This window comes from Cognatiluteimonas profundi, from assembly GCF_009792795.1.
GTDB lineage: Bacteria > Pseudomonadota > Gammaproteobacteria > Xanthomonadales > Xanthomonadaceae > Cognatiluteimonas > Cognatiluteimonas profundi.
In genome coordinates this window covers 42,987-69,429 of sequence record NZ_VKHQ01000001.1, presented here as the reverse complement: position 1 = coordinate 69,429, position 26,443 = coordinate 42,987, and the positions used below count along the sequence as shown (strand labels likewise).

The window sequence follows — 26,443 nt, the reverse complement described above, 5'->3', positions numbered from 1 at the left end:
GCCCCCACTGGATTGAAGGAGACACACCTGATGCTCGTCATCGGCATCGCCGGCACCGAACTCACGGCCCAGGAGCGCGACTGGTTGCAGGACGATGCCTGCGCGGGCGTCATCCTGTTCTCGCGCAATTTCGCCTCGCGCACGCAGGTCGCCGAACTCTCGCAGGCCATCCGCCAGGCAGCCCCGCGGCCGCAACTCGTGTGCGTGGACCAGGAAGGTGGCCGCGTGCAGCGGTTCCGCGACGGCTACAGCGCGCTTCCGCCGCTGGAGACATTTGGCCGACTGTATGCGGATGATCCAGCCGCGGCGCTGGCGCTGGCGCAGGAACATGCCTGGTTGATGGCAAGCGAAATCCGCGCCAGCGGCGTCGACCTCAGCTTCGCCCCCGTGGTCGACCTGGGCCGCGGCAATCGCGCCATCGGCGATCGCGCGTTCTCCGCCGATCCGCAGGTCGTGGCGGACTTCACCCGCGCCTACGTGCGTGGCATGCATGCCGCGGGCATGCCGGCGACGCTGAAGCATTTCCCCGGCCACGGATCGGTGCTGGAAGACACCCATTTCGATACCGCGGTGGATGACCGGTCGCTCGACGAGCTGCGGGCGCTCGACCTGGTGCCGTTCGTGGCCGGCATCGATGCCAAGGCGGATGCGGTGATGATGGCCCACGTCGTCTATCCGCAGGTCGCGCCGGAACCCGCCGGCTATTCACCACGATGGATCAACGACATCCTGCGTGGCGACATGGGCTTCCGCGGCGTGGTGTTCTCCGATGACATCGGCATGGCGGCGGCGTTTTCCGCCGGCGGCATCAAGGCGCGCGTGGATGCGCACCTGGACGCCGGCTGCGACGTGGTGCTGGTCTGCCATCCGGAGCTGGTCGATGAGTCGCTCGCCGCCGTGCGCGGCCGCAGCCTCAATACCGCGGCGCTGATCGGCCTGATCGGGCGTGGCGCGATGGGCTGGGACGGTCTGATTGCTGGTTCGCATTACCAGCAGGCGCAGGCCAGGCTGTTGGGCGGACTGGCATGACATCGAGCCCGATCCTGTCCGACGTGTTGCCGCAGGCGCGGATCGTGCACGACCGTGCGCAGATCGAGCGCGCCATCGGCGAAATGGCGATCCGCATCCGCAACGACTACGCCGGCGACGTGCCGCTGTACCTGACGGTCATGCACGGTGGCCTGCCGTTCGCGGCGCAACTTGCATTGGCACTGGGCGAACTCGGCCAGCCCATCACGCTCGATTACCTGCACGCCACGCGATATCGCGGGCAGACGTCGGGCGCGGCGGTGGAATGGAAACACCAGCCCGCCACGTCGCTGCGCGGGCGTCGCGTGTTGCTGGTCGACGACATCGTCGACGAGGGGCACACGCTGGCGGCGGTACGCGACTGGTGCATGGGCGAGGGCGCGCTCGATGTGCGGATCGCGGCGCTTGCCGTGAAGCGCCACGACCGCTGCGTCGATGGCTTGCGCGCCGACTACGCCGGCGTCGAGGTTCCCGATCGGTATGTCTTCGGTTACGGAATGGATTACCACGAGCAGGGCCGCAACCTGCCGGCGATCTACGCGCTGTGAGCGACGTGCCCATCCACATCGACAGCGACCAGGGCATCGAACTGGCGGTCATCGGCGGAACCGGCGTGTACGCGCTGGGGCAGCTGGCCGACGTCGACAGCTGGTGGCAGGAAACGCCTTACGGGATGCCTTCGGGGCCGATCCGGATCGGCACGCTCGATGGCCACAGGGTCGCTTTTCTCGCCCGCCATGGCGAAGGCCATTCGGTGCCGCCGCATCGCATCAACTATCGCGCCAACCTGGTCGCATTGCAGATGGCCGGCGCGCGTCGCGTGCTGGCGCTCAACACGGTCGGTGGCATCACGGCCGATTGCGGGCCGCGCGCACTGGTTTGTCCGGACCAGCTGATCGACTACACCTGGGGGCGGATTGGCACGTTCAGCGAGGAAGCAGGCAGCGAGGTCGTGCACGTGGATTTCGGCGACCCCTACACGGCGTCGTTGCGCGCGGCGGCATTGGCTGCCGCACATCGCGCGAACGTCCACATGGTGGATGGCGGTTGCTATGGCGCCACCCAAGGGCCGCGACTGGAAACCAGGGCCGAGATCGCCCGGATGCGCCGCGACGGCTGTGACCTGGTCGGCATGACCGGCATGCCCGAGGCGGCACTCGCCCGCGAATTGGGCCTCGATTACGCGTGCATCGGCATCGTCGCCAATTGGGCGGCTGGGGCGGGGCCCGACGTCGACGCGGTCATCGGCATGGAGGAGGTGCTGGCGAACGTTGCCGCGGCCACAGAGGGCGTCGCGCGCGTGTTGCGTGGAATGCTGGTGGGGTGATTGCCAGGCCGGGCCCTGCTTTGCATACTCCGCGCGTGCACCAGGCTGCCCCACGCGCCGGCGCACGCCAACGCATCCATCATGAGGTCAGCAAGTCATGCAATACGGCACCGTGAAGTGGTTCAACGACGCCAAGGGTTTCGGGTTCATCGCCCCGGAGGACGGCACTGCCGATGTGTTCGTGCATTTTTCGGCAATCGCGTCCAAGGGTTTCCGCAGCCTGCAGGAAGGGCAGCGTGTCAGCTATGAATTGACCCAGGGTCCGAAGGGCGCGCAAGCGGCAGGCGTACAGCCTGCCGTCTGAAGCAATACTCCCCGCTTTCATGCCCCGCTTCGGCGGGGTTTTTTTTGCCCGGCAGTCGCGCCCGCTAGTGCGTGATCCACGTTGCGAAGGACAGCCATGCGGCGGTTCCCGACACCAGCAGGCGCAGCGGCCAGGACACGATGATCAACAGCGCGCCCCATCCGAATGCCGGATGCAAGCGCCGGTTGCGGATCGTGTCGTAAGCCACGCAGGAGATCACCAGCGCATAGGTCGTCAGGAAGAAAGCCGGGATCCCGACGCCGTGGAATGGCGGGATCGGGATGCGCGCGATCGCCGCGGTCAGGATGCCGACGCAGGACAACAGCATCAGCCGCTTGTGGATGTCGCTGCGGCGTCGGAACCACAGGGCGGTGCCGACGAGCAGGGCGAAGACCGTCATGTCGCCCAATGGCACCGCGAGGAAATTCAATGGCGGTGGGCCCGGCGAATGACCCAGCCTGGCTCCGACGATGGCGGTCGTCGTTCCCATCACCAGCACGGCTGCGGCAAGCATGGCGCCCACGATGCCCAGGCGCCGATGGAGGTCGGTGCGCCCCCTGGCGACGAACTGCACCTGCACCAGGAACAACACGAACCACGACGACATCACCAACCCGTGCACCTGCTGCAGCAGCGTCAGCGGCGGCGTGCCGAATGCGAGTTTCAGGTAATAGGTCCGGGCGAAACCCGCGAACACGACCAGGAGCGCCACGAGCGCGGCGGTGGTGTACATGCGGCGTTCGATATTGCGACGCAGTGCTGGCGCGACCATTGCCCGATCCCCCGATGGACGGATACCCAGCAGGGACAACGCCGAAGTCGGACACGTGCGGCCAGCGCGGAGGATGGGCCCTCAGTCCAGGAATTGCAGCTTCGCCAGCTCGGAATAGAGTCCGCCCTCGGCCATCAGCGCGTCGTGGGTGCCTTCGGCGACGATCCGGCCGCGGTCCATGACCACGATCCGGTCGGCGCGCAGCACCGTCGCCAGCCGATGCGCGATCACCAGCGTGGTGCGGCCGGCCATCAGGTTCTCCAGTGCGTGCTGGACGGCGCGCTCGCTCTGCGCGTCCAGCGCCGACGTCGCTTCGTCGAGCAGCAGGATCGGCGCGTCCTTCAGCAGCGCGCGCGCGATCACGATACGTTGCTGCTGGCCGCCGGACAGGCGTGCGCCACGCTCGCCCAGTTCGGTCGCGAACCCTTCGGGCAAGGCATCCAGGAATCCTTCCGCCTCGGCCGAGCGCGCAGCCGCGCGCAGGTCCGCATCCGACGCCTCCAGGCGTCCGTAACGGATGTTGTCCGCGGCGGTCGTCGCGAAGATCGTCGGTGATTGCGGCACCAGTGCGATCGCGCCGCGCAGGTCGGCCGGGTCCAGCTGGCGAACGTCGACGCCATCCACCGACACCACGCCGGTCTTCGGATCATGGAAGCGCAGCAGCAGCGAAAACACCGTGCTCTTCCCGGCCCCCGACGGCCCCACCAGTGCCACGGTTTCGCCCGGGCGCACATGCAGGCTGAAATCCTCGATCGCCGGCAGGTCTTCCCGCATCGGGTAATGGAAGGTCACGCGATCGAATGCGACTTCGCCGCGCGCCGGCTTCGACAGCGCGACCGGATTGGCCGGCGCGACGATGCCCGATGGCTCATCCAGCAATTCCGAGATGCGTCCCATGCCACCGGCGGCGCGCTGCAGTTCGTTCCAGACTTCCGCCAGCGCGCCCACCGAGCCACCGCCGATCAGCGCGTACAGCACGAACTGGCCGAGCGTGCCCGCGCTCATGCGCCCGGCCACCACGTCATGCGCACCGGACCACAACACCAGCGTGATCGCGCCGAAGATCAGCACGATGGCGACGGCCGTGACCACCGCCTGCGAGCGGATGCGCTTGCGCGCGGTGGCGACCGCAACCTCCAGTGCATGGCCGAAGCGCTCGCGCTCGTAGGGTTCGCGCGCGTGGGCCTGCACGGTCCGCACGGCGCCCAGGGTTTCGGCCGCGAGCGTGTTCGCGTCGGCAACGCGATCCTGGCTGGCGCGGGCGATCTTCCGCAGGCGACGGCCGCCGATCACGATCGGCAACACGGCCAACGGGATGCCGATCAGGGTGAAGCTGGCCAGGTGCGGGCTGGTGACGAACAACATGGCGATCGAGCCGACCACCGTGATCAGGCTGCGCAAGGCGACCGACATGCTCGAACCCACCACGCTGCGAAGTAGTTCGGCGTCGGAGGTCAGGCGCGAGACGAGTTCGCCACTGCGGGTGCGGTCGTGGAATCCGGCATCCAGGCCGATCAGGTGCGAATACAGCTGCTGCCGCATGTCCGCCACCACGCGTTCGCCGAGCAGCGACACGAAGAAGAAGCGTGCAGCGGTTGCGAGCGCCAGCACCGTCGCCACGCCAAACAGGAACAGGAACGCGCGGTCGATGTTGGCGCCGTTGGTGAAGCCCTGGTCGATCATTCGCCGGAATGCGACCGGCAGGCTGAGCGTTGCCGAAGAGGAGAACGCCAGCGCCAGCAACCAGGCGACGAAGAGGTTGCGATGCGCCCGCACGAAAGGCCACAGCGCCCGCAGGCTGCCGATGGGGGCTTTGGATGGAGGTGTCGTGGTCATCCGGCCATGATGAACGTTCAGCGCTGATGACGCGACATCGCTCGCGCCGTGGTGTCCGGGATTTGGGCTTGTCCGCCCGCGGTCAACCCGGAGGCGGCGCCTTCCCCGGCGGCACCTCGATGCGGACGCGATCGCGGGTGGCGTCGCGCAGGCGGACGACCAGCGGGTCCATCGCTTGCCGTGGGAGCGTCACGCGAAGTCGCAGTCCGTCGCTGTCGAAGGTTTCTTCCACGGGCGTGGCGCCGTGCGCCTGCAGTGCCGCATGCACCGCGCCGATGTCGTCGAAGCCGGCCCGCAACAGCAGTTCGCAAGGGATCGTCAGTGGTTGGCGCTCAGCCGTCCGCAGGCATTCGGCCGCCGCGCCGCCATAGGCGCGGACCAGGCCGCCGGCGCCGAGCTTGATGCCGCCGAACCAGCGACTGACCAGTACCACCACCTGGTCGAGGCCCTGGCCGTCGATCGCCGCCAGGATCGGCCGGCCCGAGGTCCCCGCGGGCTCGCCGTCATCGGTGGACCGGTACAGGTCGCCAATCCGGTAGGCCCAGCAGTTGTGCGAGGCGTCCGCTTGCCGCATCCGATCGATGAACCCCAGCGCGGCATCGATCGATGCCGCCGGCGCGGCCTGCGCCAGGAAGCGGCTGTGGCGAACTTCGAGCAGGTGCGTGGCCGGTGCCGCTAGGGTGTCGCTCATCGCAACAGGGCGCGCAGGTCTTCCGGGAGGGGGTATTCGGGATAGCGTTCGGCGAACGCGCGCAGGCTGCGACGTCCGCCGGCGATGTCGCCGCTGTCGATGAGCGTGCGGATGCGGAGCAGCCAGGCGTCGCGTACGCCGGGGGCGTCCGCGGTCGCCGGTGGCATCGCGTCCATGGGTTCGTCGCTGGAACCTGGCTCCGGCGTGGCCTCGGCGGCCATTCCTGATTCGTCGCTTCCAGCGTCGGACTGGACCCGCGCCGCATCCATGGCGGCATTGGCGGCTGGTGCGGGCGCCGGCTGTGCCTGCGACACCGGCCGTGCCGGCGGAGGCGGCGGCGCTGGCGCTGGCGTCGGGGCCGTGGGTGCTTCGACTGGGGTCGGGACGTCGAGTGCGATGTCCGGCGCGGAGGCTGTCGGCGCCGCGGCTTTTTCCCGAATGGCGGCGGCGGGCTTGGGCGAGCGGGCTTCGGTTGCCGCTTCGACGGCAGGCGCCGTGTCGGCCACGCCAGTGGCCGGTGCTGGCGTGGCGAACTCCCGTGGCGCCTGCGCGGGCCCCTTGGCGGACACGGGCCCTGCGACCTCTGGCGTACCCGGCGAACCGCTCGGTGGCAATGGACGCACGCGCCAGGCGATGCCGACCGCCAGCACCAGCGAGGCGACCAGGCCGACAGCCAGCGGCCAGCGCCGATGCTTGCGCAACGGTTCGCGTTCCCGGTCCGATGCGTCGCGGGCCGCCGCCATCACGCGCGCGTCCAGCGCCGGCGATGGCTCTGCGCGAGGACCGACACGGGCGAGCTGCTCGGCCAGCGTCCGCTCTTCGGGGCTCAGGTCTGTCAGGCGGGACTTGGTCATTGGTGCTGCATCGTGTCGGGGGCGGAGTCGGGCAGCCGCGCACGCAGCTTGTCCATCGCATAGCGCAGGCGTGACTTGACGGTTTCGCGTCCCACGCCAGTGACGATTCCGATTTCCTCCAGCGTCAGTTCCTGTTCCAGGCGCAACAACAGCACCTCGCGCTGGTCCTTGGGCAACTGGTCAAGCGCCAGTTGCAGGGCCCGCCGTTGTTCGAATTCGGACAGTGTGCGTTCGGGCGTGTCGGGATCGGGTATGCGCGCGGTGCGCTCGTCGCCATCGGAAGGGGCCGGCGGCCGGTAACGCTGCGCGCGCCAATGATCGACAAGCCGGTTGTGGGCGATCCGGTACAGCCAGGTCGCGAAGGCGGCGTCCGGCTTCCAGTCCGCGCGCGCCATGATCACGCGCTGCCAGACATCCTGGAACACGTCGTCGGCGACGGCCGGATTGCGCAGCTGGCGCAACAGATAACGGTACAGGCTTCCACGGTGGCGTCCATACAGCTGCTCGAAGGCCGGCAGGTCGCCCGCTGCCCAGGCGAGCATCAGCCGTTCATCGCTGGCCTGGGTGCTGTCGCCCACGGAGGTGTCCATCGTTGGCAGGTTAAGCGGTACGGCTGGCCGGGTGAAGCCCGCCAGCCCTTGGGACGCTTGGTTTGGCCGCCCGCTAGTCCCGCGCCGCAGCCGGCTCCCCGCACCCCCGCCCGTGCGCGCTATCCTGCGGCCCATGAGCAGGGGAACGATTGTTGCCCATCACGGCGCCCGCTTCGCGGAGGCCACCGATGAGGCGCCCGTGGGGACGGGCGATACCGACAGTTCGGACACGGACGCGCACAGCCTCGCCGATGCGCTGGCGGCGACCCTGCCGGAAGGCTCGACGATCGTCGTGCGCTGGCGCAATGCCGCGGCCGGGGACGGGGTGTCGGCGTCGATGGGCGCCTCCCAACCGCTGCATGCCCACGCGGAGACCTGCCTGGACGCCGGGCAGCCAGCCGCATCCGCCGCGGAGATCCACTCGACCTGGGAGTCCGGCGACACCCGCATTGCCATTGTCGCGACGCTCGCCGAGCCGTTGGCGCCACCGGCGCGCTCGAACTGGCTGTCGCTGGCCCGGCGCACGGTCGCCGCGACCCTGGAATCCACGCATGCCAAGGCCCGGGTCGCGTCGCTGCAGAAATCCCAGCGCCTGCAGCAGGCCCTGTACGAGATTGCCGACCTGGCGGGCTCCGCGCTGGAAATGCGCGACATGCTCGGCCGCATCCACGACGTGGTCGGCGGACTCATGTACGCCGAGAACTTCTTCATCGTGGTCTACGACGAGGTGCGGGCATCGGTGCGCTTCCTGTATTTCGCCGACGCGCTGGATCCCTACGTCGCCGAATCGGATGTCGAGATCCCGATCGGCGAATTGACCAACAGTCTGACGGTGGCGTTGCTGCACTACGGCGAGCCGCTGATGGGGCCATCTGCACAGGTGCGTCGCGAACTGGGCGTGCAGGGCGACCTGAGCCACGGCCCGGACAGTGCTGACTGGCTTGGCGTTCCGATGCGACGCGACAGTCGCGTCAGCGGCGCAATCGTCGTCCAGAGCTACGACCGGCCCGGGTTGTACAGCGACGAGGACCGGGCGTTGCTGGAGTACGTCGCCCAGCACATCCAGACGGCCCTGGACCGCAAGCACACGCGGGTCGAGCTCGAGCGCCGGGTCGATGAGCGCACGCTGGAATTGCAGCAGGCCAACCTGGTGCTGCAGGCCGAGATCGTCGAGCGCAAGCGTGCCGAGCGGCTGCAGCGCGCCCTGTACAAGATCACCGAACTGTCGGTGACCGCCGGCAGCCTGGAGCGTTTCTATGCCGACGTGCACGGCCTGGTCGGTGAGCTGCTGTATGCGCGCAACTTCTACATCGCGTTGCTGACGTCCAGCGGCGAGGACATCGAGTTCCCCTATTCGGTGGATGAGCGCGATCCCAACCGCATCACGCGCCGACGTGCGAACGGGCTGACCGAATTCGTCATCGACAACGGCGAAGCCCTGCTGGCGGACCGCGCGCGGATCGCGGACCTGGAGGCCTTCGGCAGCGTGCGCAGCCATGGCGCGCTGGCGCATTGCTGGCTGGGCGTGCCGCTGGTGCGCGACAGCATGGTCGTGGGTGCGATCGCGGTGCAGAGCTACACATCCGACATCATGTTCACCCCGCGCGACCAGGAATTGCTGACGTTCGTCGCCCACCACATCGGTGGCGGGCTTGCGCGCAAACGCACGCAGGAACACCTGAAGGCCGCGCATTCGGAACTGGAGTTCCGCGTCGAGTCGCGCACGCAGGAACTGGCCGGCGCCAATCGCGAACTGCGCGCCCAGATCGGCGAGCGCATGCGCGCCGAGCAGCGGCTGACCCACCAGGCGCGCCACGATGCGCTGACCGGCCTGCCCAACCGGCCACAGCTGCTGGAGCGCCTGGACGAGGCGATCAGCCAGGCGCGCATGCTCGATGGCGCTTCCTTCGCCGTGCTGTTCCTGGACCTGGATCGCTTCAAGCTCATCAACGACAGCATCGGCCATGCCGCCGGCGACGAGATGCTCGTGGAAGTCGGACGGCGCATTGCCGACGCACTGGGCGAACGCGGCGTGGTCGCGCGCTTTGGCGGCGACGAATTCGCGATCCTGGTCGATACGCTCGAAGGCGACGGCGAAAGCGAGATCCTCGCCGCGCGCATCCTGGAGTCGCTGGGGAAACCACTGTGGCTTGGCGGGCGCGAGTTGTTTCCCTCGGCCAGCATCGGGATCGCGCTGTGGCAACCGCGTTACCGCCTGGGCGAGGAACTCCTGCGCGACGCCGATGCGGCCATGTACCGCGCGAAGGCGGAAGGCCGCGATCGCAGCGCGGTGTTCGACGAGGCCATGCGCGCGCACGCCATCCGCCTGCTCGACCTGGAAGCCGACCTGCGCCGCGCCATCCTGAGCGATGCGTTCATGCCGCATTTCCAGCCGATCGTGCGGCTGACCGATGGAAAGATCATGGGCCACGAGGCGCTGTTGCGCTGGAACCACGAACTCCACGGCGCATTGCCGCCAGGCGAGTTCGTCGGCGTCGGCGAGGACAGCGGCCTGATCGAGCAGGTCGACTGGCTGCTGTACGAACGGGTGATGGGCTGGCTGCGCCAGCCGGGCGACGGCTACGTGTCGATCAATGTGTCGCCCAAGCATTTCCGATCCGACGACTTCGCCGAACGCCTGCTCGGGATGCTGGATTCCGCCGGCGCGGACCCGCGGCGGTTGCGCATCGAGATCACGGAGGTTGCGCTGCTCGACGACGCTCCGCGCGCGCTGCGCATGCTCAACGTGTTGCGCGAGCGCGGCGTACTCGCATTGCTGGACGACTTCGGCACCGGCTTCTCGGCGCTGTCCTACCTGCATCGCTTCCCGATCCAGGCCTTGAAGATCGATCGCAGCTTCGTCGCCGGTCTCGATGGGGAAACGCGCGCCGAAAGCCTTGCGCTGGTTCGTGCCATCCTCGCGCTCGCCGTGACGCTGGGCATCGACACCATCGGCGAGGGCATCGAGACGGTCGTCCAGCGCGACACGCTGATGGAGCTGGGATGTCTTTTCGGCCAGGGCTACCTGCTCGGCAAGCCGCAGGAAGAAGCGACCTGGGGCACGGTTCCGCTGGCCTGACGGGACAGCCAGCGCTCAATCCGGGCGATCGCGGATCACCAGCAATCGGGGCTCGGTCATGTCGGCGATGGCGCTGGCGATTCCCTCGCGTCCGATCCCGGAACCCTTCACGCCGCCATAGGGCATGTTGTCGACGCGGAAGCTCGGCACGTCGCCGACGATCACGCCGCCGACTTCCAGCCGGTCCCATGCACGCATGGCGTGCGCGAGGCTTCCGCTGAACACGCCCGCCTGCAGCCCGAAATCGCTGTCGTTGACGCGGGCGATCGCATCGTCGAAGTCGACGAAGGATTCGATGCATGCCACCGGACCGAATGCTTCCTTGCGGTACAGGTCGCAGTCGCGCGGCACGTTGGCGAGCAGCGACGGCGCGACGAATGCGCCGTCGCGCTTGCCGCCAGCCAGCAGCGTGGCGCCGGCGGCGATGGCGGCATCGATCCAGTCCTGAACGCGTGTCGCCGCGTCGACGTCGATCATCGGGCCGATGAAGACGTCTTCGTCGCGCGGATCACCCATGCGCAACGCGGCGATGGCGGCCCGCAGCTTGTCGCACAGCTGCGCATGGATGTCCGCGTGGGCGAGGATGCGCTGCACGCTGATGCAGCTTTGCCCCGACTGGTAATACGCGCCAGAGACCAGCCGCGCGACGATGGCATCGAGCGATTGCCCGGGGTCGGCGTCGACGATGCATGCTGCATTGCCGCCGAGTTCGAGGGTGACGCGCTTGCGGCCGGCGCGCGCTTTCAGCTCCCAGCCGACCATGCCACCGGTGAAGCTCAGCAGTGCGATGCGCGGGTCCTCGACCAGCAGGCCGGCATCGTCGTTGGAGCACGGCAGGATGGAAAACGCGCCTTCCGGCAGATCCGTCTCCGACAGGATCCCGCCGATGATGAGCGCACCGATTGGTGTCTTGGCGGCCGGCTTGAGCACGAACGGGCAACCCGCGGCGATCGCCGGCGCGACCTTGTGCGCCACCAGGTTGAGCGGAAAGTTGAACGGCGTGATGAACGCGCACGCGCCGACGGGCACGCGCTTGACCATTCCACGGTAGCCGCGCGTGCGCGGCGAGACCTGCAGCTCGATCACGTCGCCATCGATGCGCGTGGCTTCCCCGGCGGCAATGCGGAAGGTGTCGATCAGTCGCGCCACTTCGCCGCGCGCATCCTTGATCGGCTTGCCGGCCTCGATGCACAACGCCATCGCCAGCTCGTCCTGGCGCTCGCCGAAACGTCGCACGCAATGTTCCAGGACATCGCGTCGTGCGTCGGGCGGGAAGGCGGCCATTGCCGCCCGCGCATCGGAGGCGCGGCCGATGGCTTCGCGCATGGCGTCGGCGTCGGCGAAGGCAACGCGCGTGGCGACATCGCCCGAATACTTGTCGGTGACGGCGAGGTCGCAGTTGGCCGCAACCGGTCGGTTGGCGAGGTAGTACGGATATGTCTGGCTGAGCATGTGCTGCCTCCTTGGATCAGCCTGCGGCAAGGGTCGTGAAGCGCGGGTCCCCTTTGGCGCGGGAACACCGGGGTGATTTCACTCAGTGCGTCGGATCTTCCACGCGCACCCGCAGGTGGCCATCGCTCAGGCGCGCATCCAGGGCGTCGCCGGGAGTCGCGTCGAGGACGCTGCGGACGATGCGACCGTCATCGTGTTGCAGGATGGCGTAGCCGCGGGCAACCGTCGCCAGCGGGCTCACCGCATGCAGCGATCGCGCCAGCGCGCGCAGGCGCAGGGCATCGCCCGACAGGCGGCGTGCGATGGCGGTCCGGCTCCGTGGGCCGAGGCCTTCGACGCGCGCCTGCAGGCGCGCCAGCCGCCGCGACGGATGCGCGGAACGCAGCACCGCATCGGCATGCCGCAGGCGTGCGCGCTCGCGGTCCAGTCGGCGTTGCCATGCGGCAGCGAGCCGCCGCAGGCCCTCCGCCTGCCGCTGGCACAGCAGCTGCAGCCGCGCCTGTGGCCGCAGCCCATGCAGGCGGATCGACGCGCGATCGGCCCGCTGGATCGCGCCGCGCAGGCGCTGCTGCTGCAGGTTGGCCAGGCGCGCGGCCAGCGTGCGCAGGCGGCGATGCAGGTCGTCCTGGCTGGGCACCAGCAGTTCCGCGGCAGCCGACGGCGTGGGCGCGCGCAGGTCCGCGGCGAAATCGGCCAGGCTGACATCGGTCTCGTGGCCAACAGCCGAGACCACCGGCACTGCCGATGCCACGATCGCGCGGACCAGGTGTTCGTCGTTGAATGCCCACAGGTCTTCCAGCGAGCCGCCACCGCGGGTCAGCAGCAACACGTCGTAGCGGCCGCTGGCCGCCGCGCGTCGCAGCATGGCGGTGATCTGTGCGGCAGCCGTGGTGCCCTGGACCAGGACCGGCAACACGTCGACCTCAAGCAGCGGATAGCGCCTGGCCAGCACGCTGAGGACATCGCGCACGGCGGCACCGCTGGCCGAGGTGATGACCGCGATGCGTCGCGGATGCGGGGGCAGGGGACGCTTGCGCTCGCTCGCGAACAGGCCCTCGGCCGCGAGCTTCGCGCGCAGTTCGTCGAAGGCGCGGCGCAGGGCGCCTTCGCCGGCTTCCTCCATGTGGTCCAGCACCAGCTGGTAGTCGCCGCGGGCCTCGTACAGGGTCAGGCGGCCGCGGGCCAGCACGCGCAGGCCGTCGCGCGGAACGAACGTCAACCACGTGCTTTTTGGCTTGAACAGCGCGCATCGCACCTGCGCGCGGGCATCCTTGAGGTTGAAGTACAGATGCCCGGAGCCGGGCCGGGACACGCTGCTGAGCTCGCCCTCGACCCAGATCAGCGGGAAGGCGCCCTCCAGCAGGTCGCGCGCCAGCGTATTGAGCTGGCTCGGCGTCAGGATGTCGCGGTCGCGGGAGGGGGTCGCATTCACCGCGCCAGACTAAACTATGGGGATGAGCAACGAGAGCATTGCACCGGCCATTGCGCCCTGCGCATTCGTGTCCGGACCGGCGCCGCGGCGCCTGACGCGGCAGGTCCGCATCGGCGCCGTCACCGTCGGCGGCGGCGCGCCGATCGCGGTGCAGTCGATGACCAACACCGACACCGCGGATGTCGCCGGCACCACGCGACAGGTCGCCGACTTGTGGCGGGCCGGATCGGAGATGGTGCGGGTCACCGTCAACACGCCCGAAGCGGCGGCGGCGGTGCCCAGGATCGTCGAGCGCCTGCGGATGATGGGCATCGAGGTGCCCGTGATCGGCGACTTCCATTACAACGGACACCAGCTGCTGGCCGGTGAGCCGGCGTGCGCCGAGGCGCTGGCGAAATACCGCATCAACCCGGGCAACGTCGGCTTCGGGAAAAAACGCGATACGCAGTTCGCGCAGCTGGTCGAATTCGCCATCCGTCATGACAAGCCGGTCCGCATTGGTGCCAACTGGGGATCGCTCGACCAGTCGCTGGCGACGCGCCTGATGGACGAGAACGCCACGCGCAGCGAACCGTGGGAAGCCGCGCACGTGCTGCGCGAAGCGCTGATCCGCTCGGCGCTGGATTCCGCGGCGCGTGCGGTCGAACTGGGCCTGCCGGCCGAGCGCATCGTGTTGTCCTGCAAGGTCAGTGGCGTGCAGGAATTGATCGCGGTGTATCGCGATCTCGCCAGCCGCTCGGACTTCGCCTTGCACCTTGGCCTGACCGAGGCCGGCATCGGCAGCAAGGGTATCGTCGCCTCGACGGCAGCACTGGCCGTGCTGCTGCAGGAAGGCATCGGCGACACGATCCGCATCTCGCTCACGCCCGATCCCGGTGGATTGCGTACGCAGGAAGTCGTCGTCGCCCAGGAACTGCTGCAGACGATGGGCCTGCGCGCGTTCACCCCGATGGTCACTGCCTGCCCGGGTTGCGGCCGCACCACGTCGGAATTCTTCCAGGAGCTCGCGCGGACGGTTCAGGAACACGTGCGCGCGAAGATGCCCGAATGGAAGATCACGCATCCCGGCGCCGAGCATCTCACGCTCGCGGTGATGGGCTGCGTGGTCAACGGGCCGGGCGAATCGCGCCACGCGAACATCGGCATCTCGTTGCCGGGCACTGGCGAAGCACCGGCGGCGCCGGTGTTCATCGATGGTGAAAAGTCCGTCACCCTGCGCGGCGATACCATCGCCGCCGACTTCGTCGGGATCATCGACACGTATGTCCAGCGCCGATACGGGTCCGGCTGACATCACCACAGCGGTGCCGCCGCTGCCGGAATCGCCGGCCGAGGCCGCGCATGTCGTCAAGCAGCAAGGGCGCCTGGGCGCGGCCTTCCTGCGCGCACATGGCTGGCGCCTGCTGCTGGTCTTCCTCGGACTGCTGGCGCCGTTGTGGGCGTTTGGTGCGATGGCCGATGCCCTGCACGAGGGCGAGGCATTCGCATTCGACGTTCCGGTGTTGCAGGCGGTGCATGGCATCGCATCCGTGCAGCTGGATCGCCTGTTCGTGCTGTTCTCCGCGCTGGGTTACGCCTGGGGCGTGGTTCCGGTCGATGCGATCCTGATCGTTGCGCTGGTGCTGTGGCGGCGGATGCGCGAGGGCGTCTTCGCCATCGTGTCGATCGGCGGCTCGCTGCTGCTGAACCTCGCGGCCAAGCATTCCTTCGCGCGCACCAGGCCCGACCTGTGGCGGTCGATCGCACCCGCGGAAACCACATACAGCTTCCCCAGTGGCCATGCGATGGGATCGATGACGCTGGCCATGGTCGTGATCCTGCTGTGCTGGAACGTGCGCACGAAGTCAGGGTGGTCGTGGCGCTGGCCCGTGGCGCTGCTGATGGGCGCATTCGTCCTGATGGTGGGCCTGTCGCGGCTCTACCTGGGCGTGCATTACCCGTCCGACATCCTCGCCGGCTGGTCGGCCGCGTGCGCCTGGGTCGTGGGCGTGTATGGACTCGTGTACTACGGCACGTTGCGCCCGTGGCAGGTGCCCGGACCGAATCGGCCGGGCTGAGTCACTCGCCGGGAATGGCTGCCTGGCTCGGCGCGCTGGTGGCGGCGACGCGCGCGAGGCTGACTTCGCGATGCGCGATGTAGGCGTTGGCGGCGAAGATGATCGCGGCACCGACCAGGGTCCAGTGACTGATGCGCTCGGCGAACAGCAGGTAGCCGGCGACCGCCACGATCGGCAGCTGCATGAAGCTGATCGGCGTCAGCGCCGACACGTCGCCGAGACGCAGGGCGCGGGTCCACAACACCTGTCCACCGGTGCCCAGCACGCCGATGCTGGCCAGCCACAGCCACGCGATGCCGTGCGGCCACTGCCAGACGAACAGCGCCGGCAGCAGGGATAGCGGCACCCAGAACAGGTAGGTGTAGAAGACGATCGTATCGGCCGGATCCACGCGCGACAGCTGCTTGATCTGGATGGCGACGACTGCGGTCAGCACCGCTGCCAGGATCGCGACGAGCGATGCGGCCGTGAAGCCGCTCGAACCCGGTCGCACGATCACCAGCACGCCGATGAAGCCGACGATGACGGCCGCCCATCGACGCCAGCGCACCTGCTCTCCCAGCCACACCACCGCGGCGATGGTGACGAACAGCGGGCTGGAATACGACAGCGAGATCGCCTGCGACAGCGGCAGGTTGCCGATTGCCCAGAAGCCGCACAGCATCGAACCCATGCCGATCACGCTGCGTACCAGGTAACGCGGCAGTTGCCGCGTGCGCAAGGGCGCGCGGCCGTGGAGCAACACCGGCAGCAGCGCCAGCAAGCCGAACGCATTGCGGAAGAATGCGATCTCGAACGTCGGCAACGTCGCCGACGCCACCCGGATCATCACCGCCATCAAGGCGAAGGAAATCGTGCTGGCCAGCATCAATGCGGCCGCCCGCGCGAATCGCGGTTGCCCGGCCGTCACCAGCGCGCACCGACCAGGCGAGGTTCCGGTTCCAGCGCCACGTCGAAGCGCTCATGCACTGAAGCGGCGATCCTGTGTGCGACATCCAGCAGCTGCAGGCCGGTCGCCCGGCCGTGGTTGACCAGCACCAGCGCATGCGTCGCCGACACCCCGGCGTCGCCTTCGCGGAAGCCCTTCCAGCCGCAGGCGTCGATCAGCCACGCCGCCGACAGCTTGCGCATCGTGTTGCCGCCACCCGGGAAGACCGGCAGGGCGGGATGCGCGGCCTTCAGCGCGCCGGCTACCGTCGCCGCCACCAGCGGATTCTTGAAGAAGCTGCCCGCGTTGCCGAGCACGGCGGGATCGGGCAACTTGCGCCGGCGGATGCGGCACACCGCCTCGGCGACCTGGGAGGGAGTCGGTGCATCGATGCCCATCGCCTGCAGTTCATCGCCCAGGCCGGCGTAGGACAGCGTCAGGCGTGGCGCGCGCGACAGGCGGAATTCGACGGCCGTCACCAGGTATCGATCGGGTTCGCGCTTGAACACGCTGTCGCGATAGGCAAACGCGCATGCCGCGGCATCCAGCCGGACCGTGGCCGCGGGCTGGCGCTCGAATGCCTCGACCACCGCGACGTGCTCGCCGACTTCAACCCCATAGGCGCCGATGTTCTGGATGGGCGCGGCACCGACGGTGCCCGGGATCAGCGCAAGGTTCTCCAGGCCGGACAGCCCATGCCCCAGCGTCCAGAGCACCAGCGTGTGCCATTCCACGCCGGCATCGGCGCGCACCACCGCGACCTCGCCGTCGTCGGCGACGATGCGGATCGATTGCGACGACATCGACAGCACGGCGCCTTCCGGGTCGCCCGCGAACAGCAGGTTGCTGCCGCCACCGAGGACCAGCAATGGACCGTCACGCAGCATCGGATAGCCGAACAGCTCCGGCAGCGATGCCGTATCGGCGACTTCCACCAGCAAACCCGCCCGTGCCGGCACCCCGAATGTGTTGCGGGCATCGAGCCGCGCATTTTCGATGAGCCGGTAACCAGCCATGTCCCGGCGCGCGCTAGTGATGCGGCGGCACGTTGCCGCGGCTGGGTGCTTCCTTGCGGCGGCGCATCGCCTCGACGCATTCGCCGATCAACTGCGGACCGCGGTAGATGAGCCCGGTGTAGAGCTGCACCAGCGTCGCCCCGGCCGCCATTTTCTTGGCCGCGTCGGCGCCGGACAGGATCCCGCCGACACCGATCAGTGGAATGTTCTCCGGCAGCCGGGTGCGCAACATGCGCAGCACGGCGGTCGACTTGTTCATCAGCGGGGCGCCGGACAGGCCACCGGTTTCACGCGCAAGCGGTTCATCGGGGATTGCCGTGCGTGCGGTCGTGGTGTTGGTGGCGATGACGCCATCGACGCCGAGGTCACCGAGCACGCGCGCGGCGGCCTCGATGTCGTCGTCCGACAGGTCGGGGGCGACCTTCACCAGCATCGGCACGCGTTTGCCGTGTTGCGCGCCCAGTCGCTCCTGCGCGTCGCGCAGGTTGCCGACCAGTCGCCGCAACGCCTGCTCCTCCTGCAGTTCGCGCAGGCCCGCGGTGTTGGGCGAGGAGATGTTGACGGTGATGTAGTCGGCGAGCGGATACACGCGCTCCAGGCAGAACAGGTAGTCGGACTCGGCGAATTCGTTCGGCGTGTCCTTGTTCCTGCCGATGTTGATGCCCAGCAATCCCTGCTTGCGACGCGCCCTGGCGACGTTGCGCACGAGTGCATCGACGCCATCGTTGTTGAAGCCAAGGCGGTTGATGACCGCCTCCGACTCAGGCAGCCGGAACATGCGCGGCCTGGGATTGCCCGGTTGCGGTCGCGGCGTGACCGTGCCGACTTCGACGAAACCGAATCCCAGGTCGAGCAGGGCGTCGATGTGCGCGCCGTTCTTGTCCAGGCCCGCGGCGAGCCCGACCGGATTGGGAAACACCAGCCCGAGCGTGCGCGTGGGGTAGGGCGCCGGACGGCTGCCCAGCGCGCGGGTCAGGCCCGAGCGATGGGCGGTTTCCAGCCACGCCAAGGTGAGCGCATGGGCGCGCTCGGGTTCCATTGCGAACAGGAACGGTCGTACGAGGCCGTACATGTCCGGTCGGTCCTTAGAGGTCGAACTTGATGCCCTGCGCCAGCGGCAGCGCATCGGAATAGTTGATGGTGTTGGTTTGCCGCCGCATGTAGGCCTTCCAGGCATCGGATCCGGATTCGCGGCCGCCGCCGGTTTCCTTCTCGCCGCCGAATGCGCCGCCGATCTCCGCACCTGACGTGCCGATGTTGACGTTGGCGATGCCGCAGTCGGATCCGGACGCGGCGAGGAATGCCTCGGCCGATTTCAGGTTGGTGGTGAAGATCGACGACGACAGTCCCTGCGGAACCGCGTTCTGCAGGGCGATCGCTTCGTCCAGGGTCGAATACTTCATCACGTAGAGGATGGGCGCGAAGGTTTCGGTCTGCACCACCTCGGCATCGTTGGACAGCCCGGTGACCAGCGTCGGCAATACGAAGTTGCCCTTGCGATCCGTCATCGCCGTGCCGCCGCTCTGGATGGTGCCGCCGCTGGCGCGCGCCTTCTCGACCGCATCCAGGAATCCCTGCACGGCGTCGCGGCTGTTGAGCGGGCCCATGAGGTTGGCCGGATCGGTCGGATCGCCGATCTTCTTCTCGACCTGGCCGTAGGCGGTGACCAGTCGCGCGAGCACGTCGTCGTAGATCGACTCGTGCACGAACAACCGCCGCGTCGACGTGCAGCGCTGGCCGGCTGTGCCGACGGCGCCGAAGACGATCGCCGGGATCGCGAGCTTCAGGTCGGCGGTCTCGTCGACGATGATCGCGTTGTTGCCGCCCAGCTCGAGCAGCGAGCGTCCCATGCGACGGGCCACGCGTTCACCGACCATGCGACCGACCTTGGTCGAACCGGTGAAGCTGACCAGCGCGATGCGTTTGTCGTCGACGAAGGCCTGCGCCAGCTCGCTGCCGGCATCGTTGAACAGGAAGAAGATGTCCGGGAAACCGGCGTCGCGCAGCGCGTCGTTGCAGATCTTCACCGCGGCGATCGCGGACAGCGGCGTCTTGGGCGACGGCTTCCAGATCGAGATGTCGCCGCACACGGCGGCGACGAAGGCATTCCACGCCCAGACCGCGACCGGGAAGTTGAATGCGGAAATGATCCCGACCAGGCCCAGCGGCTGCCACTGCTCGTACATGCGGTGGCCGGGGCGCTCGGAATGCATCGTCAGGCCGTACAGCTGGCGCGACAGGCCGACCGAGAATTCGCCGATGTCGATCATCTCCTGCACTTCGCCGTCGCCTTCGGGCTTGCTCTTGCCCATCTCCAGCGCGACCAGCGAGCCGAGCGCATCCTTGTGCGTGCGCAGCGCCTCGGCGCAGATGCGGACGGCTTCGCCGCGACGTGGCGCCGGCGTCGTCCGCCACACCTTGAACGCGGCCTGGGCGCGCTCGACGATGGTTTCGTAATCGTCGGCCGACGAAGCCTGCACGCGTGCCAGCACGCTGCCATCGGTGGGATTGATCGGCTCCAGCAGGCCGGCGTCGGAGGTGCTGGACCACTTGCCTGCGCCCAGGTAGGTGCCGGATTCGGTGCCGCTCAGGCCGAGTGCGGTGAGGACGGGGTGCGACATGCTGGAACTCCTGGAAGTGTTGTCTTGGCGTGCCGGTTCAGGGCATGCATCTGGAAAGCCCGCGCGGACATGCACGGAGCGTGTGGGGGACGGCAGCCTGGTGGCCCCGGCGCGATTCGAACGCACGACCTGTCCCTTAGGAGGGGACCGCTCTATCCAGCTGAGCTACGGGGCCAATCCCGGAATTTTCGCATGAATGGGTTGTGCTTCCAAAAAGCGGCCCGCGGCCGTCGTCGCGGCGGCTTCCCGTCGCCTTGCCTTCACCGCGCGCGGGTATCGTCAGGATCATCGCCCTGCACCTGTATTGCAGGGCCGCATGGCGCACTTCGCCAGCGCAGCGGGTCGACTTCCCGCCATCGCGCATGGCGGGCAGGCGCGCCGGAGGAGAAGCCCCGTGATGTTGGATCCCAACCTGCAACGCGAACGCATGGTCCAGCGGCAGATCGCCGACCGCGGCATCCGCGACCCCTACACGCTTGCCGCCATGCGCCAGGTGCCGCGCGAGGAGTTCGTGGCGCCATCCCTGCGCGAATTCGCCTATGAGGATTCGCCGCTGCCGATCGAGGCCGGGCAGACGATTTCACAGCCGTACATCGTCGCGCTGATGATCGCCGAAGCGGGCATCCGTCCCGGCGAGCGCGTGCTCGAGATCGGCGCCGGATCCGGCTATGCATCCGCGGTCATGGCTGCCATCGCCAAGGAGGTCTACGCGATCGAGCGGGTGCCGGAGCTCGCCAGGCTTGCCGGCGAACGCTTCGAGCGACTGGGCTACGACAACATCCAGGTGCGGGTCGGTGACGGCACGCGTGGCTGGCCCGAAGCCGCCCCCTTCGACGCGATCCTCGCCGCCGCCGGTGGCCCGTCGGTGCCCGATGCGCTGCTGCAGCAGCTCGCTCCCGGCGGCCGCCTGGCGATGCCGATCGGCAGCACCCGCGACCAGCAGCGGCTGGTGCTGGTCACCCGCACCGAAAACGATCGCTTCGTGCAGAAGGAACTGGGCGCGGTGCGCTTCGTGCCGCTGATCGGCGAGCACGGTTGGCGCGATGACGCACCGGTGACCATGGCCGAGCCGGCCAGGCGCGTTCGTGGCCGCGGCGACGTCAGCCAGGGCATCCACGGGCTGATCCGCGCGGCAGCCGAGCCGCTGCCCGACTTCAGCGACCCCGCGTTCGGAAAGATGTTCGACCGCTTCGCCGACGCGCGGGTGGTGCTGCTGGGTGAGGCGAGCCATGGGACGTCGGAGTTCTATCGCGCCCGCGATGCCATCACGCGTCGGCTGGTGGAAACGCATGGGTTCCGCATCGTCGCCGTCGAGGCCGACTGGCCCGACGCCGCCAGCATCGACCGCTATGTCCGGGTCGCGCCGGCCAAGCGCCCGCCGGAACCTGCATTCCAGCGGTTCCCGACATGGATGTGGCGCAACACCGATGTCGACCGCTTCATCGACTGGATGCGCCAGCACAACGAGCCCCTGCCGCGCGACCGGCAGGCGGGGTTCTACGGACTGGACCTCTACAGCCTCAATACGTCGATCCACGCCGTGATCACCTACCTGGACAGCGTCGATCCCGAGGCCGCGACGATCGCCCGCCGTCGCTATGGCTGCCTGACGCCCTGGTCAAAGGAGCCGGCGCAATACGGCCACATGGCGCTGACCGCGGGCTACGCGGTCTGCGAGGAGGCGGTCACCAAAATGCTGCAGTCGTTGCTGTCCAAACGGTTGGAATACAGCCTGAAGGATGGCGAGAGCTTCTTCGACGCCGAGCAGAACGCGCGCCTGGTGCGCGACGCGGAGGCCTATTACCGCGCGATGTATTACGGCTCGGCCGAGTCATGGAACCTGCGCGATACCCACATGTTCCGCACGTTGCAGCACCTGCTGGATGCCGGCGGCGCCGACAGCCGGGCAGTGGTGTGGGCGCACAACTCGCACATCGGCGATGCGCGATACACGGAGATGGGCCAGCTGCGCGAGGAGCTGAACATCGGCCAGTTGTGCCGCCAGCAGTTCGGCGACCAGGCCGCGCTGATCGGTTTCGGAACCGACCAGGGAACCGTTGCCGCGGCCAGCAACTGGGACGAGCCCATGCAGGTGATGCGGGTGAATCCGTCGTTGGCCGGCAGCTACGAGCGCCTGTTCCATGGCGCCGGGGTGGAGCGGTGCCTGGTCGACCTGCGCAGCGGACAACATCCGGAATTGCGCGAGCGACTGACGGAGTCGCAACTCGAACGGTTCATCGGCGTCATCTACCGTCCGCACACCGAGCGTTGGAGCCACTACACGGATGCGCAGCTGCCCCGCCAGTTCGATGCGTATGTCTGGTTCGATCGCACGACCGCGATCACGCCGCTGACCGACGAGCACGGACGCGGCGTCCCGGAAACCTGGCCATTCGGCGTCTAGCGGTTTGTCGGCGATGCGAGTCGGCGACGCGACCTGCGTACACAATGTTGCCACCGAACCCGCCGCCCGGTCCACGACCGGGCGGCGGAGGCAGTGGCAACCATCGACTGCCGGGCGCCGGCGTCAGTTGATCGACAGGTGCCGCGATGTGTCGGTCGTGAGCTTGCGCAGCTTGAGCTTCAGCACGCCGCCGTCATAGCTGGCTTCGGACTTGGTGCTGTCGACGTCGGTCGGCAGTGAGAACGACCGATAAGCCTTGCCGGCGAAGCGTTCGCTGTAGACCTCTTTTTTCGTCTCCCGCGATTTCTCGCGCTCGACTTGCGCATTGATCGTCACGGTGTTGCCCTGCACGGCGACGTCGATGTTGTCCTTGTTGACGCCGGGGATGTCGACGTTGACGTAGTAGGACGTATCGTCCTCGGTGACGTCCATGCGCATCTCCATCATGTCCTGGTACTGGCGCGACAGGGATTGCCTGCCGAAGCCGCGAAATGCCTCTTCGAGGTCGGTCAGGGGATCGAACCGCGTCAGCTGGCGCAGCGGGTTCCATGTGGTGGGAAGCAATGCCATGGGTGGTTCTCCTGGTTTGCAACGCGTTGGGCGGGATTTCCAACGTCGATGACTGGACACCACTGTCGGGCGTTGCCGCGAAGCCATGTTGATCAGGGTCAACGCTTGCGCCGACCGCCGTGCGCGACTGCCGGGTTCGCGTGCGCACCAGGGCCTTGACCTGCATCAACTCGCCTTGACCGCCGCGGTCGGATGATGACGACGTGGTCGACAAAGGCTGCACCAGGAGGCCCCACGATGAACACGAATACATTGATCGCGTACTACTCCATGGGTGGGCAAACGCGCGCCATCGCCAACGAACTCCGCGATGCGATCGGCGCGGACATCGAGGAGATCGAGGAGCCGCATCCCCGCCATGGACCGATCGGCGTCATGCGTGCGCTGTTCGATGCCGTTGCCCGGCGCGAGCCGCCCATACAGCCCATCACGCACGAGCCCGGCCGTTACCAGGTGTTGTTGATCGGCGGGCCGGTCTGGGCCGGGCGCATGGCCTCCCCGGTGCGTAGTTATGCCAAGCGATACGCATCCACCGCACCGCACGTTGCCTTCTTCTGCACCGAGGGCGGGCGCGGGGCCGACACGGCGTTCGCGGACCTGCGCCTGCTATGCGGGCGGGAGCCGGAAGCGACGCTGGTGGTGGACGCCGAGCACCTGTCGCCGGCCAGCCATCGCAAGGACCTGTCTTCATTCACCCAGCGCGTGTCGACCGTCCATTGATGGAGCAGGATGGCGATCCATGGATGAGCAGGTCGCCATGACCACAAACACACGGTGCCCGCCGCTGCGCAGGGCCGCGGCGCTGGTGCTGCTGGTGATGGTGTCGATGTGGCCCGCACCGCCGTCGGCGATGCCGGCAGCGCCATTGGCCGAACGGCTGGCCGACGCCGGCTACGTGTGGATGCCGGAACTCGCCCCGAACGGGCCGGTCGTCATCGTGGTCAGCTTGCCGGCCCAGCTTGCGTACGTCTACCGCAATGGTGTTCGCATCGCCGTCGCCAACGTCAGCACCGGCCGCCCCGGCTTCGATACGCCGGCTGGCGTCTACAGCATCCTGCAGAAGCATCGGGAGCATTTCTCCAACCGTTACGACAACGCGCCGATGCCCTTCATGCAGCGCCTGAGCTGGGACGGCGTGGCCCTGCATGCCGGGAATGTGCCGGGCTATCCGGCATCGCACGGATGCATCCGCCTGCCGTATGCGTTCGCGGAGAAACTGTTCCGCCTGACCAGCCAGGGCATGACCGTCGTGGTTGCCGATGAAAGCCTTGGCGGTCCGGGCGTGGCTTATCCGGGACTGTTCGCGCCGGTGGATCCGCGCACCGGCTCGCCGCGCGTGGAGGAGCCGCCGCTTGCGGGCGACACGTTTACCTGGGCGCCGGAACGCGCCAGCAGCGGGCCGGTGACCATCGTGCTGAGCACGCACGACCGGGACATCGTCGTCATGCGCAACGCCGTGGAAATTGGCCGTGCCCCGGTGGAACTGGATCCCGGTGCGTTGCCGGGAACGCAGGTGTATGTGCTGCTGGGCGGCACTGACGATGGCATGAGCCGACTCGTGCCGGGGCGCCCGTCGCTGCGCTGGATGCGGGTGCCGCTCGACCAGGGCGCGGAGCCGGCAGGGAACACGCTGCGACAGGCAGTCGCCGCCGGGCAGTTGTCCATACCGCCGTCCTTCGCCAGGAACGTCTATGACTTGCTGGTCCCGGGCACGACGCTGGTCGTCACCGACGATCCGACGCAAGCCGGCAGCAAGCGCGAGGATCTTCCGTTGATGCAGGCAGACCAGTCGTCGGAAGGGACCGGCGCGAAGGAACCGGAATGAAATGACATGCATCGGGGCGCGCGGTGCGCGGCCTCGACAGACCGGTGTTTGTTGACGTACATCAACGTGCGACACCGCGCCCGCACCAGAATCGTGGCTTCCCCCAGCCAACAAGGAAGCACCCCCATGAACGACAAGCAATTGCGCCAGCATGTGATTGATGAGCTCGACTTCGAGCCGAGCGTGGATTCGTCGGATATCGGCGTCACCGCCGAGAATGGCGTGATCACCCTGAGCGGGCACGTCCCGAGCTACACCCAGAAGCTGGCCGCGGAGAGGGCCGCCTGGCGTGTCAAGGGTGTCAAGGCCATCGCCGAGAAGATCGAGGTGCGGTTCCCGACGTCGGAGAAGATCAACGACGACGAAATCGCGCAACGCGCGCTCAACATGCTTGCGTGGAGCACGACGATCCCGCGCGATGCGATCAAGGTGAAGGTGCAGCAGGGCTGGGTCACGCTCAGCGGCCAGGTCAACTGGCAATTCCAGCGCCTCGCGGCGGAGGCGGGCATCCGCAAGCTGTCCGGCGTCAAGGGAATCAGCAACGACATCAAGCTGGTCCAGACGGTGCAGCCCGCCGACGTGAAGGAGCGGATCGTCGGTGCGCTGAAACGCCATGCCGAAGTCGAAGCCAACCGCATCCATGTCGACGTCCGCCCCAACGGCACCGTCAAGATCGACGGCGAGGTGGACAACTGGGACGAACGGCAGGCCGTGGAGCGGGCGGTGTGGTCGACGCCCGGCGTCAGCGCCGTCGAGGACCATATCCTGATTGCATGATGCGTCGCGAACGCATCCGGATCGCTGGATCAGTGCGAGAACAACACCGGTATCGTCGCGTGTTCGAGCAGGAACCGGGTCACTCCCCCGAAGACCTGCTCGAGCGCGCGCGATCGGCCATAACCACCTGACACGATCAGGTCGGCGTGCATCTGCGCTGCATACGCCGCGATCGTTTCGCCGGTCGATGCGCCCGTGCAGGGCTGATGGACCAGCGTTGCCTCGATGGCGCGACGGCGCAGGTGCTCGATGAGCATCGCGTCGGAGTCGCCGTCGGCGGGGGCCGAACCCTTGCGATCGACGATCAGCACGTCAACGCGTGCAGCCGCCTGCAGCAGCGGCATGGCATCGTGCAATGCGCGCGCGGCTTCGCGCGACGGCTTCCAGGCGACCAGCACGCGACCAAGCGCATGCGGCGTATCGCTCGCGGGGACCAGCAGCACCGGTCGCCCGGAGCCGATCAGCGCCCCGGCGAACAAGTGTCGCCCCGGCTCGTCCAGCGGGCGACGGGCTTCGAGCACGATCAGGTCAGCGATGTGCGCCTGTGCGGCAAGGATCTCGGCTGGTGTCGACCAGAAGGCCTGGGATCCGCGGACCTCGTGCTGGACGGTTTCCCGTGCCAGCCGGGCTTCGACATTGCGCACCTGTTCGGCGAGGGCCGACGTCGCTGCCTGGTGCAGGGTTTCGTAGGTGGCCAGCGGACGGCGCACCCAGTCCGCGGAAGCCGGAAGGTAGGCGCTCACCGCCACCAGCGCGGTGACTCGCCCGCCACAGCCTTCGGCCAGGACGCGGGCGTGGTGCAGCGCGGATTCCGGGATGTCGCCCTCCAGCATGGGAAGCAGGATGTCCTTGAACATCATCGGCACCTTGGATTCGTCA

Annotated in this window: 24 protein-coding genes and 1 tRNA gene; 11 read left to right on the top strand and 14 right to left on the bottom strand. The window is 68.1% G+C overall.

Annotated features, from left to right (window positions below):
* Positions 1 to 30 precede the first annotated feature (30 nt).
* From nagZ to GST15_RS00335, 4 genes are all read left to right on the top strand, one after another.
* On the top strand, positions 31 to 1,029 hold the full coding sequence (gene nagZ, locus GST15_RS00350; protein WP_159015268.1) for a beta-N-acetylhexosaminidase: 999 nt from the start codon (positions 31 to 33) through the stop codon (positions 1,027 to 1,029).
* Positions 1,026 to 1,577, top strand: coding sequence for a hypoxanthine-guanine phosphoribosyltransferase (locus GST15_RS00345; RefSeq protein WP_159015267.1), 552 nt, complete (start codon positions 1,026 to 1,028; stop codon positions 1,575 to 1,577). Before nagZ ends, GST15_RS00345 begins: the two co-directional genes overlap by 4 nt.
* Positions 1,578 to 1,582: 5 nt before the next feature.
* Positions 1,583 to 2,356, top strand: a complete 774-nt coding sequence (locus tag GST15_RS00340; RefSeq protein WP_425482172.1) for an S-methyl-5'-thioinosine phosphorylase — start codon at positions 1,583 to 1,585, stop codon at positions 2,354 to 2,356.
* A gap of 97 nt (positions 2,357 to 2,453) precedes the next feature.
* Positions 2,454 to 2,660, top strand: coding sequence for a cold-shock protein (locus GST15_RS00335; protein ID WP_159015266.1), 207 nt, complete (start codon positions 2,454 to 2,456; stop codon positions 2,658 to 2,660).
* Positions 2,661 to 2,724: 64 nt separating this feature from the next.
* Here GST15_RS00335 and GST15_RS00330 read toward each other — a convergent pair whose 3' ends face one another.
* From GST15_RS00330 to GST15_RS00310, 5 genes are all read right to left on the bottom strand, one after another.
* The gene (locus GST15_RS00330) at positions 2,725 to 3,432 is read right to left on the bottom strand and encodes a hypothetical protein (RefSeq protein ID WP_159015265.1); all 708 of its coding nucleotides are present in this window, start codon (positions 3,430 to 3,432) and stop codon (positions 2,725 to 2,727) included.
* Positions 3,433 to 3,513: 81 nt separating this feature from the next.
* Positions 3,514 to 5,268, bottom strand: a complete 1,755-nt coding sequence (locus tag GST15_RS00325) for an ABC transporter transmembrane domain-containing protein (protein WP_159015264.1) — start codon at positions 5,266 to 5,268, stop codon at positions 3,514 to 3,516.
* An 82-nt stretch (positions 5,269 to 5,350) separates the two neighbouring features.
* Positions 5,351 to 5,959 carry an IMPACT family protein gene (locus tag GST15_RS00320; protein WP_159015263.1) on the bottom strand — a complete coding sequence of 203 codons (609 nt, stop codon included), beginning with the start codon at positions 5,957 to 5,959 and terminating at the stop codon, positions 5,351 to 5,353.
* Complete coding sequence (locus tag GST15_RS00315) at positions 5,956 to 6,813, bottom strand: hypothetical protein (protein ID WP_159015262.1); 858 nt, start codon at positions 6,811 to 6,813, stop codon at positions 5,956 to 5,958. Before GST15_RS00315 ends, GST15_RS00320 begins: the two co-directional genes overlap by 4 nt.
* Positions 6,810 to 7,403, bottom strand: coding sequence for an RNA polymerase sigma factor (locus GST15_RS00310; protein ID WP_159015261.1), 594 nt, complete (start codon positions 7,401 to 7,403; stop codon positions 6,810 to 6,812). Before GST15_RS00310 ends, GST15_RS00315 begins: the two co-directional genes overlap by 4 nt.
* A gap of 133 nt (positions 7,404 to 7,536) precedes the next feature.
* Here GST15_RS00310 and GST15_RS00305 point away from each other — a divergent pair, with 133 nt between their 5' ends.
* Positions 7,537 to 10,482, top strand: coding sequence for an EAL domain-containing protein (locus tag GST15_RS00305; RefSeq protein ID WP_159015260.1), 2,946 nt, complete (start codon positions 7,537 to 7,539; stop codon positions 10,480 to 10,482).
* Between the two features lie 15 nt (positions 10,483 to 10,497).
* Here GST15_RS00305 and GST15_RS00300 read toward each other — a convergent pair whose 3' ends face one another.
* Positions 10,498 to 11,934: an aldehyde dehydrogenase family protein gene (locus GST15_RS00300; RefSeq protein WP_159015259.1), complete on the bottom strand. Its 1,437-nt coding sequence runs from the start codon at positions 11,932 to 11,934 to the stop codon at positions 10,498 to 10,500.
* An 82-nt stretch (positions 11,935 to 12,016) separates the two neighbouring features.
* On the bottom strand, positions 12,017 to 13,366 hold the full coding sequence (gene xseA, locus GST15_RS00295) for an exodeoxyribonuclease VII large subunit (protein WP_159015258.1): 1,350 nt from the start codon (positions 13,364 to 13,366) through the stop codon (positions 12,017 to 12,019).
* A 22-nt stretch (positions 13,367 to 13,388) separates the two neighbouring features.
* On the opposite strand from xseA, the gene ispG reads away from it, so the two are divergent.
* Together ispG and GST15_RS00285 are read left to right on the top strand one after the other, a co-directional pair.
* Positions 13,389 to 14,657 (top strand): flavodoxin-dependent (E)-4-hydroxy-3-methylbut-2-enyl-diphosphate synthase, encoded by a 1,269-nt coding sequence (ispG, locus tag GST15_RS00290; protein ID WP_159015257.1) that lies wholly within the window; start codon positions 13,389 to 13,391, stop codon positions 14,655 to 14,657.
* Positions 14,658 to 14,679: 22 nt separating this feature from the next.
* Positions 14,680 to 15,423, top strand: coding sequence for a phosphatase PAP2 family protein (locus tag GST15_RS00285; RefSeq protein WP_425482171.1), 744 nt, complete (start codon positions 14,680 to 14,682; stop codon positions 15,421 to 15,423).
* Between the two features lies 1 nt (position 15,424).
* Here the strand turns inward: GST15_RS00285 and GST15_RS00280 are convergent, their stop codons facing one another.
* From GST15_RS00280 to GST15_RS00260, 5 genes are all read right to left on the bottom strand, one after another.
* Positions 15,425 to 16,336 (bottom strand): DMT family transporter, encoded by a 912-nt coding sequence (locus GST15_RS00280; RefSeq protein ID WP_199268684.1) that lies wholly within the window; start codon positions 16,334 to 16,336, stop codon positions 15,425 to 15,427.
* Positions 16,330 to 17,367: a UDP-N-acetylmuramate dehydrogenase gene (murB, locus tag GST15_RS00275; RefSeq protein WP_159015255.1), complete on the bottom strand. Its 1,038-nt coding sequence runs from the start codon at positions 17,365 to 17,367 to the stop codon at positions 16,330 to 16,332. The genes GST15_RS00280 and murB overlap by 7 nt, the downstream gene beginning before the upstream one ends.
* 13 nt (positions 17,368 to 17,380) lie before the next feature.
* Positions 17,381 to 18,439 carry a quinone-dependent dihydroorotate dehydrogenase gene (locus GST15_RS00270; RefSeq protein WP_159015254.1) on the bottom strand — a complete coding sequence of 353 codons (1,059 nt, stop codon included), beginning with the start codon at positions 18,437 to 18,439 and terminating at the stop codon, positions 17,381 to 17,383.
* 13 nt (positions 18,440 to 18,452) lie between these two features.
* Entirely contained in the window at positions 18,453 to 19,988 is a 1,536-nt protein-coding gene (amaB, locus tag GST15_RS00265; RefSeq protein WP_159015253.1) for an L-piperidine-6-carboxylate dehydrogenase, read from the bottom strand.
* Between the two features lie 98 nt (positions 19,989 to 20,086).
* Positions 20,087 to 20,163 (bottom strand) — tRNA-Arg (locus GST15_RS00260).
* A gap of 222 nt (positions 20,164 to 20,385) precedes the next feature.
* On the opposite strand from GST15_RS00260, the gene GST15_RS00255 reads away from it, so the two are divergent.
* On the top strand, positions 20,386 to 22,392 hold the full coding sequence (locus GST15_RS00255; RefSeq protein ID WP_159015346.1) for a protein-L-isoaspartate(D-aspartate) O-methyltransferase: 2,007 nt from the start codon (positions 20,386 to 20,388) through the stop codon (positions 22,390 to 22,392).
* Positions 22,393 to 22,515: 123 nt separating this feature from the next.
* Here GST15_RS00255 and GST15_RS00250 read toward each other — a convergent pair whose 3' ends face one another.
* Complete coding sequence (locus tag GST15_RS00250; protein WP_159015252.1) at positions 22,516 to 22,962, bottom strand: Hsp20/alpha crystallin family protein; 447 nt, start codon at positions 22,960 to 22,962, stop codon at positions 22,516 to 22,518.
* 237 nt (positions 22,963 to 23,199) lie between these two features.
* Between GST15_RS00250 and GST15_RS00245 the strand changes: the two genes are divergently transcribed.
* From GST15_RS00245 to GST15_RS00235, 3 genes are read left to right on the top strand one after another with little or no spacing between them, the layout of a single operon-like run.
* The gene (locus GST15_RS00245) at positions 23,200 to 23,682 is read left to right on the top strand and encodes a flavodoxin family protein (protein WP_159015251.1); all 483 of its coding nucleotides are present in this window, start codon (positions 23,200 to 23,202) and stop codon (positions 23,680 to 23,682) included.
* A gap of 37 nt (positions 23,683 to 23,719) precedes the next feature.
* On the top strand, positions 23,720 to 24,787 hold the full coding sequence (locus GST15_RS00240; protein WP_159015250.1) for a L,D-transpeptidase: 1,068 nt from the start codon (positions 23,720 to 23,722) through the stop codon (positions 24,785 to 24,787).
* A gap of 51 nt (positions 24,788 to 24,838) precedes the next feature.
* Entirely contained in the window at positions 24,839 to 25,564 is a 726-nt protein-coding gene (locus GST15_RS00235; protein WP_233262994.1) for a BON domain-containing protein, read from the top strand.
* Between the two features lie 29 nt (positions 25,565 to 25,593).
* Here GST15_RS00235 and GST15_RS00230 read toward each other — a convergent pair whose 3' ends face one another.
* Positions 25,594 to 26,421: a universal stress protein gene (locus GST15_RS00230; protein WP_159015249.1), complete on the bottom strand. Its 828-nt coding sequence runs from the start codon at positions 26,419 to 26,421 to the stop codon at positions 25,594 to 25,596.
* Positions 26,422 to 26,443: the final 22 nt, after the last annotated feature.